The organism is Enterococcus casseliflavus NBRC 100478, from assembly GCF_001544095.1.
Taxonomy (GTDB): Bacteria; Bacillota; Bacilli; order Lactobacillales; family Enterococcaceae; genus Enterococcus_D; species Enterococcus_D casseliflavus.
The window spans coordinates 1-7,454 of record NZ_BCPT01000035.1; the positions used below are offsets into that span (position 1 = coordinate 1).

General features: G+C 38.1%; 6 protein-coding genes and 1 pseudogene. 2 read left to right on the plus strand and 5 right to left on the minus strand.

The features are described 5' to 3' along the window. Nucleotides 1–48: 48 nt before the first annotated feature. Complete coding sequence (locus ECA1_RS16520) at nucleotides 49–1,611, minus strand: polysaccharide deacetylase family protein (protein ID WP_172462569.1); 1,563 nt, start codon at nucleotides 1,609–1,611, stop codon at nucleotides 49–51. 234 nt (nucleotides 1,612–1,845) lie between these two features. Between ECA1_RS16520 and ECA1_RS16525 the strand changes: the two genes are divergently transcribed. Next, entirely contained in the window at nucleotides 1,846–2,520 is a 675-nt protein-coding gene (locus ECA1_RS16525; RefSeq protein WP_060793114.1) for a CPBP family intramembrane glutamic endopeptidase, read from the plus strand. Nucleotides 2,521–3,729: 1,209 nt separating this feature from the next. Here ECA1_RS16525 and ECA1_RS17535 read toward each other — a convergent pair. The 4 genes and pseudogenes from ECA1_RS17535 to ECA1_RS18095 all read right to left on the minus strand — a co-directional run. Beyond that, complete coding sequence (locus ECA1_RS17535; protein WP_162264664.1) at nucleotides 3,730–4,014, minus strand: integrase core domain-containing protein; 285 nt, start codon at nucleotides 4,012–4,014, stop codon at nucleotides 3,730–3,732. 129 nt (nucleotides 4,015–4,143) lie between these two features. After that, nucleotides 4,144–4,554, minus strand: coding sequence for an IS3 family transposase (locus tag ECA1_RS18050; protein ID WP_081091768.1), 411 nt, complete (start codon nucleotides 4,552–4,554; stop codon nucleotides 4,144–4,146). A gap of 176 nt (nucleotides 4,555–4,730) precedes the next feature. Beyond that, nucleotides 4,731–4,883, minus strand: coding sequence for an IS3 family transposase (locus ECA1_RS18055; protein WP_060793115.1), 153 nt, complete (start codon nucleotides 4,881–4,883; stop codon nucleotides 4,731–4,733). Between the two features lie 56 nt (nucleotides 4,884–4,939). Next, a pseudogene (locus tag ECA1_RS18095) lies at nucleotides 4,940–5,047 on the minus strand (hypothetical protein); the annotation flags it as partial. A gap of 1,633 nt (nucleotides 5,048–6,680) precedes the next feature. On the opposite strand from ECA1_RS18095, the gene ECA1_RS16545 reads away from it, so the two are divergent. Beyond that, complete coding sequence (locus tag ECA1_RS16545; protein ID WP_143142043.1) at nucleotides 6,681–7,271, plus strand: competence protein ComK; 591 nt, start codon at nucleotides 6,681–6,683, stop codon at nucleotides 7,269–7,271. The last annotated feature ends 183 nt before the right edge of the window (nucleotides 7,272–7,454 follow it).

Consider the following 7,454-nt stretch of genomic DNA (forward strand, 5'->3'; position numbering starts at 1 on the left):
AATAATAAAAAAGGAAGCGATGATTGCCATCACTTCCTTTTTCAGCTATTAGCTAACACTGCGTTCATCAGTTGCACCAAAGTATTGATACATTGGTTTTTGGCTGCCATTAAGCAATTGATCGACCGTCACAAATTCATAGCCTTGCGCTTTGAGCGCTTTGATGATACCCGGCACGGCTTGAACAGATTTCGGATGAATATCATGTAACAAAATAATCGATCCATCGTAAACATTGTTTTGGACGACCTTCAAAATCTTGTTTGGATCTTTTATCTTCCAATCCTCGGTATCAACACTCCATTGAATGATTGATTTTCCTGCCGCTTGGGCGCTTTGTTGATCGATCGCTCCATATGGCGGGCGCAAATTCTTAGGCAAGACCCCTGTCGCCTGATAGATGGCTTTGTCCGTTTTGATTATTTCCGCTTTGACCTCCTCTGGCGACAACGTATTTAATTGGGGATGAGAATAGGAGTGACTGGCAATTTCATGCCCTTCCTCATGGACTTTTTTCGCGACTTCAGGGTATCGATCCACCATTTGGCCTAATTCAAAAAACGTTGCCTTCACATCATTGTCTTTCAAGATTTTTAAGAGATCCAATGTCGAAGTATCATTTGGTCCATCATCAAAAGTCAACGCAACATATTTTTTGTTTTCGTCTAACATCGCTTGTTGCTCTTTCAATTGCTCCGCATTGACAAGCTCTGGATCAATAAACGGCGCAATCTCTTTGTAAGCCAAAGTGATCTCGGATACGCCTGTTTGATTTTGCGGCAACCGGAGCGTTATTTTTTCAGGATCATAAGTAAATTTTGAATCATAGGTGATTCGGTCCATCCCCAAGACGGCATCAATGATTTTAGTCGGTTCTTTGGCTTGATCCAAAAGCTTTTGTTGAATCACTTGCTGGATCCCTAGCAAGCTGCCTTCATCAGGTACTAATTCCTTCAAGGATAGTTCATTGCCAGTTTTCTCGGATATAAAAATCGGTTCGTCAACCACGCTATCCGCATCTTCAAACCGCCCAGTCTCCCGATTCCAAACATAGCTGTCCGCTTTTAAGGAATAGGTTGACACTTTTGATGCAACAGCTTGTGCTTGAATCCGAGCGATCGTAACGGTCTCTTTGTCGGCGTGTTTTTTACATAGCTTGTTCGCCATGGTCGATAATTTCTTACTTGCATCCTTTACAGGGATGGCACTTTCTTCTTTTGGTCGGAAAATCAATTCTTTTTTGTCCCCATCAGACAATGTTTCAAGTTTTGCTGGAATTCCCTCTTTGGCCTGCTCTTCTTGGATCGATGCTAATAGCTCTTGCGCAGCAGCTTCATATTTTTCGCGTGCCAATGCTTCTTGCTGCTTCAATGTAAAGGCGATATAGCCGCCAGTGGCGATAATGACGATTGTCAGCAGCGTCATCAATGAAAAGAGATATTTGCGATGGGTTGGCTTCTTTTTAGAAACTTGACGATTGGCGGTTGGCGTGCGTCTTGTCGTTCCCGTTGTTTGCTTTTGATGTGATTCGACCCTTGAAGTAGGTGCTTGTTTTTCAGAAGTCGCTTCTCTATGTTGTGAATTATTTGAACCATTGCTTGATTTCTTCATAAACATTCTCCCTCAAACATAATAACGTAAACAAAATGTAACATAAACGTAATAATGTTTCAACAGTGTTACAGGGATTCTTATAAACTTCTCTTTTTGTTCACAAATTTTGAGAATTGTTCTTAGAATTCCTTTATTCTGCTTTTAAGAAAACCAATTCTGCCAAGTATGATATCGTGTTCATTGCTTTTTCTTTTTATTTAAAAATAACGAGAGATATCTTTTTGTACTTTGATGCTTTTTCTGTTTATACTTCAGCATGTGGCAATTACTATGAAGGATGTGTTCAAAATGAAACACAAATCAGCAGTTTATTTATTCGTTCTTACCTTAATCATTGGGTTAACCTATCAATTACTTCCATATACTCCACTAAACGATTCCGTGTTATCGATCGTCGGTACCATCTGGAATCTGGTATTCGCATTTAGCGCAGTTTTTTTTCTCCTACGAGCAACCTTTTTGGAGCAGTTCAAACATTTTCGTTTCACCGTTTTATTGTGGGGTGTCCCTCTCGTCATTTTGACTGGCGTGTTCTTTTCCTTTATTTATGCCGCTATTTTTGGACAACCAACAACCAACTCGATCAGCGAAACCATCACTGTCCAAATGGTCTTTTTGCAAGTCCCCTTTATGCTGATGGGAGAAGAATTGCTTAGTACCAACCTCTTGTTGGCGTTGCAGAAAAGAGGCCTTTCTTTTGCCTGGTCTTCCATCATTTGCAGTGTGCTATTCGCTTTATGGCACATCCCAGCGTACGGCTTTCATCCAGCTCAATTATTGATCACCTTGATGCCTGCCAGATTGGCACTCAACCACGTTTGGAAAAAATTCAATAGCGTATGGGTCAGCTGGATCTGCCATTTTCTTTATGATTCCCTGGGATTCATTTCATTTTTAGGTAAATAAGCAATAAATTTGAATTACTATCTAATACTCGAATAGTCTATTACGCATTGACATATCTGGGAACATTATGGACAGTGCATGCATCAGATTCTGCTTTACTTACAGATCCAGTAATGACTTTTTCCTTATCCCTAATGGCTTGTGTTTGCTCGTTCTTAGCATCCACACTCAACAAAGTCTTGTTGCCGTCGTATTAGTTTCTACCTGCGATGTATTTTGTCCAGAATCTATTGTAGCATCCGCATCACCTGAAATGCTGGTATTACCACCACAACACTTAATAGGATTGCTATAGACATCATTGGTTTTAATTTATTTTTTACAAACTTTCACCTTAATATTCTTTTTTAGGCTTCAAAAAATTTATTGATTTTCAATTTTAAAATTTTTGATCTTTCAGCTATTCTCTTATCACCCATCCTTATCTGAATTTTTTATTCTAGTACAAGAAAGCCTGGTGCGCGTACGTATGTCTGATTCACTTGTCACCACACTACATCACCACTTTAGAATTTTATAGACCGATCATTAAAGAATATTACTTGTGAATTTCTCCACTAAGTCGAGCTTTACAATTGTTTCTTTGAACTGCTTTTTAACAGGATATGTCAGAAGGAGCGTTGAAATGACTATATCTGCAAAAATATAAAAGAGACGATTGAATATGGGCTCACGCTACAAGAAGTTTCCGAAAAATTATTTGTTACCAGACAAACAATCACAAACTGAGAAAACAATCGTAGCACCCCAGACATCGATACATTGATCAAATTAAGTGATCTCTATCAAATCGATTTAGAGTCACTTCTAAAACCAGAACAATTAGAAGATGAACCAAGCATAGAGAATGAAGAGAAGAAACCAACCTTCCGACTTCACTACACTTACTCAATTTGACTGCAGTCGTCGCTTGCGTTTTCACCGACTTCTTAACACCTATATGAACAATGACCCTTTGGACAACTTCTGCACATTTTTTGTTACAGGTAGACTTTGTCCTTTTACTCGGCTTTTTACTCACCAAGAAAGACCTCTCCCTGCAAAAACGGCTCTATAATTTATAGGACTGATTAATCAGAATTGATTCTGTAGTAACCCCAAAAAGTTAGATTTTTTCGGAGTGGAGAAATTTGGAGTTTTCAAAAAAACTGGACACTAAGTTAAGAGAACAAGTTGGAATGATAAGGCTTTTATGGCCAAAAAGATAAATTAATTTTGTGAAAGTAGAAATTCATCTGGTGTTTTGTAGCCCAAACTAGAATGTATTCTTTTTGCGTTGTAATAATTTTCTAGATAGTCTACAAGCTGCAGGGCAGCTTCCGCCTTGCTTTTAAAACCATGTTTGTTTAATACTTCTCGTTTAAGTGATTTATAAAAGGACTCCATCACAACATTATCGAAAGGAGTGCCCTTCCTTGAATGACAAAGTAGTAATTTATTTGCTTGAATTACTTCAAAAAAACGATGACTTGTATATTGAGATCCTTGGCCCACATGAATGACTAATCCAGCCTTTGGCTTTTCTTTGAAAAAAGCGGTCTATAGACTTTCAACAACTAATTCATCTCTCATATGATTGTCGATACGGTAGCTAACCACTCGACATGAAAAAGCATCAATGTACTAACTGAGATAAAGTGTGCCTTCGACAGTAGGTATATAAGTAATGTCTCCAAACCAAACAGTATGAGGTGATTTTACAGAGAAATTCTGATTTACTAAGTTCTTTTGTATACTACAACAACCAGTCTTTTGTCTCAGATATTTTCGGCGAACACCGCGAGTATAGAGACCTTTAGCGTGAAGAAGTCGAGTGATACACCTAAGACTGATTGTTAATTGGTATTCTTTTTGTAAGACAAATTTGATTCTTCTTGCGCCATAGCGTCCCTTATGTTCAAGAAATATTTCTTTTAACAGTTCAGCTAAGGTTTCGTTTTCAATTTCAAGATTTGACGGTTCCCGTTGACAGAACAAATAATATACTGCACGTGAGACATTCAGGCAGCGACAAGCCTCTAAAATAGATAGCATTCCTCGATGATCTTTTATAAACTCAAAAATTATCGAAGTCTTCCTTTTTCTTTCAGGAAGACTTCGAACTTTTTTAAGAGTTCCACTTCTTCTTTTAACCGTTTATTCTCTTTTTGGAGGCGTGTAATTTCATTTCTATGAACGAATTCATGGCTCCTTCTACCGGGAAAGGCACGTTATCCATATTTTTCATATTCTTGAATCCATCGATAGATGGAATTAGAATGGACTACCAATTTTTTTGAAACAGTTTGGACAAGTATTCCTTCATTTAGGACGAGTAAAACAGCTTGCCGGTTGAATTCTTGTGTGAATGATCTATGTTTCATAATAATTCCTCCTCAAATTCTCTTACCTTGGTGTCTACTTTAGTATATCCCGTCCAAGTGGAATTTTTTTCAAAGTCTTTAGGAGATTGATAGCCCAGGGCAGAGTGTATGCATTTTGTGTTATAGTAAGTTTCAATATATTTAAATATCTCCATTTGAGCCTGATCAATATCTCTAAATTGCCGATATAGCGAACGGGTATAGAGTACTTATTCTTTTGATAGATTATGAGCGATTCTTTGGATACCTTACGAGAGAGGATATCTTGTGTGTAGGTCGTTAGTAATTTCGAATCAAAGGGCAATAAGTGCTCTTTTTCATGTGCAGTAAATTTCAGTATTGGCGGACCATCAATTGCTTGAAAAATTTCTTTGTTCCGCTCTTCATTGAATTCAAAAACAAGATCAATCAAATCCTCCAATGTATCGAATTCACCATTATATACTTTTAGTTGCTCAACCATTCGAGCTAAGGCTTCCACTTTTCCTTTTGTTTGCGGACGATAAGGGCGACAGGCAATTGGTTTAAATCCTGCGTCTTTACTGTACTCATAGAACCATTGGTTCCAAGTGACCTTTCTAAACTGTGTTCTACTTTGATCAACAACGGTGCGTATATTGTCAAACCAAATTTCATACGGAATTCCTTCAGAAGAAAGAAAGGCATTGTTCAAACAACGAAGTAGTGTATCTTGTTTTCTGTCTACCGTTAACTCGATATACTTCTAACGTGAAAATCCTAGAACATATAAAAATAAATTGATTTGAAACCGTTAATCCGAATGATTGTAAAGGACAAGATCTTCTTTCCAGTCAACTTGTGCAGACAAAGCTGGCTGTGTTCCAATTCGAATGGTTGCTTTCTGAATGTGTGCTTTTCGCAATTGACTGCAGTAATCTCTTAGAATAGAATCTTTTCCTTCATAACCTTTCTTCTTGATAAAGCGATAAATCGCTGAAGCAGAACAGCCTAGTTCTACTTTCACTTGAATAGTTGATCAAAAAGTATCTAATTTGCTTGGCCGCTTCTTAGGTGCAGCTTTCTTACTAGATAGATTGTTTTCGTAGTACCCGTTTGACTGTGAGTGGATCACATTCGAACTGTCTAGCTAAGTGGGTAAAATTAGGTTTAATATCACTCATAATATAAATTTGAACCCCTTCACGTACATCTGATCGCATAGAATCCTCCGGATTGTTTTTTTAGATCAGTGTACTAAAAATGTAAGAAAAACACCATTTTTTTGTCGGCATCCCCTTTCTTACATTTTACTGTCGGGATTCACAGCTGATGTATTGGCGGTTCAACTTTCGCCAATAAGACCGGAATCACCTTGCATTGTCTCGTCTGCTTTCTTTGTAGATCGATCACACGCCATAACAAGAAGCTAAACAAATAGACAATATCATTGTCTTTTTGAAATAATGCTTGATTAGTCTTTCAACATCCATTAATCATTCATTCCTTTACGTTCGTTTTTGCGCGATACCCTAAGCGTAACAAAAACAAAGAAATCAAGAATCGTTCAGAATCTGTATTTTCCCACTAGTTTTGAATAATTAATGCAAAATAATTCGATGACTTTTATAGTAAAAGAAAACCTTTTCAAAGAGTGAAGTTATGTCTGAACAGTCCATTGAACACCCTGTTACCTCTCATGTTTAAAGAAGTCATTACCGCCAACCTGTTGAATAAATGCTGCCTCACTTGCGAATGCCCCTAACTTCAGAAAACACTGACCAGATGCCGTCTGCTTTGCTGTCAACCCCTTAAATTCATTTCGACCAGGCAATCTCTTTGATCTTGCCCCTGGAATATTATGACTACGAACAGTGTTTACTGATCTATCAAGACAGCATCCCTTTGGTGACATGTCGCTCCTCAGCCATTATTCAAATGATTTTGTCTCATTATCACCATTTCGATCATCGTATCTATAAAGAAACCATGAATCTGATACTGACACAACAACCATCAAGCAGACAATATAAAACACCGATCGCAACCAGTGAATATAGCTTGTTTCCTTTGACCAATGCCAAAAGTCACGCCATCATCTGGCTCAACCCTACCAGTGTGCAGAACCTGTCTGCTGGGACACACGAAACCATCGTTCATCTATTCAACACTATCAGCTTTCGTTCGCCTATCGAACCACGAAGTGTAAGGAACAATATGAATACGAGTTTTATTGCCCACGGTATCATGAAGAGAGATTTTACGCCAACGGTCGTTCAAGAGAACATGAGTCTATATGAATATTTACATTTGCCCTATTCCAAAGAAATCACCAAGATTTTCCAAAACACCAGCTATGCAGATATTACTGGAAAACGCGGCAGTTTTATGGCCTATTACTTCTCGATTTTTAACGAACACACTTATTAAAAATTGACAACACCAGCACCGCTGCTATCTACTCATACAATCAATAGGCTAAGTTCCCGGGAACGATAAGTTTGCCTCAATGTCTATTGTGTCGATGGATGATCCATCTCGGTGACTTGTTACATGATACCCGATAGAAAATTCACTGCATGTTAAGCAACACCGCTGATAGTCCGCTCCCTC

Excerpts from the sequence above, each read along its gene's own strand:
- ECA1_RS18050 (WP_081091768.1), bottom strand. The coding sequence starts at position 4,554 with ATGCTATCTATTTTAGAGGCTTGTCGCTGCCTGAATGTCTCACGTGCA.
- ECA1_RS16520 (WP_172462569.1), bottom strand. The coding sequence starts at position 1,611 with ATGAAGAAATCAAGCAATGGTTCAAATAATTCACAACATAGAGAAGCG.
- ECA1_RS18055 (WP_060793115.1), bottom strand. The coding sequence starts at position 4,883 with ATGAAACATAGATCATTCACACAAGAATTCAACCGGCAAGCTGTTTTA.
- ECA1_RS16525 (WP_060793114.1), top strand. The coding sequence starts at position 1,846 with ATGCTTTTTCTGTTTATACTTCAGCATGTGGCAATTACTATGAAGGAT.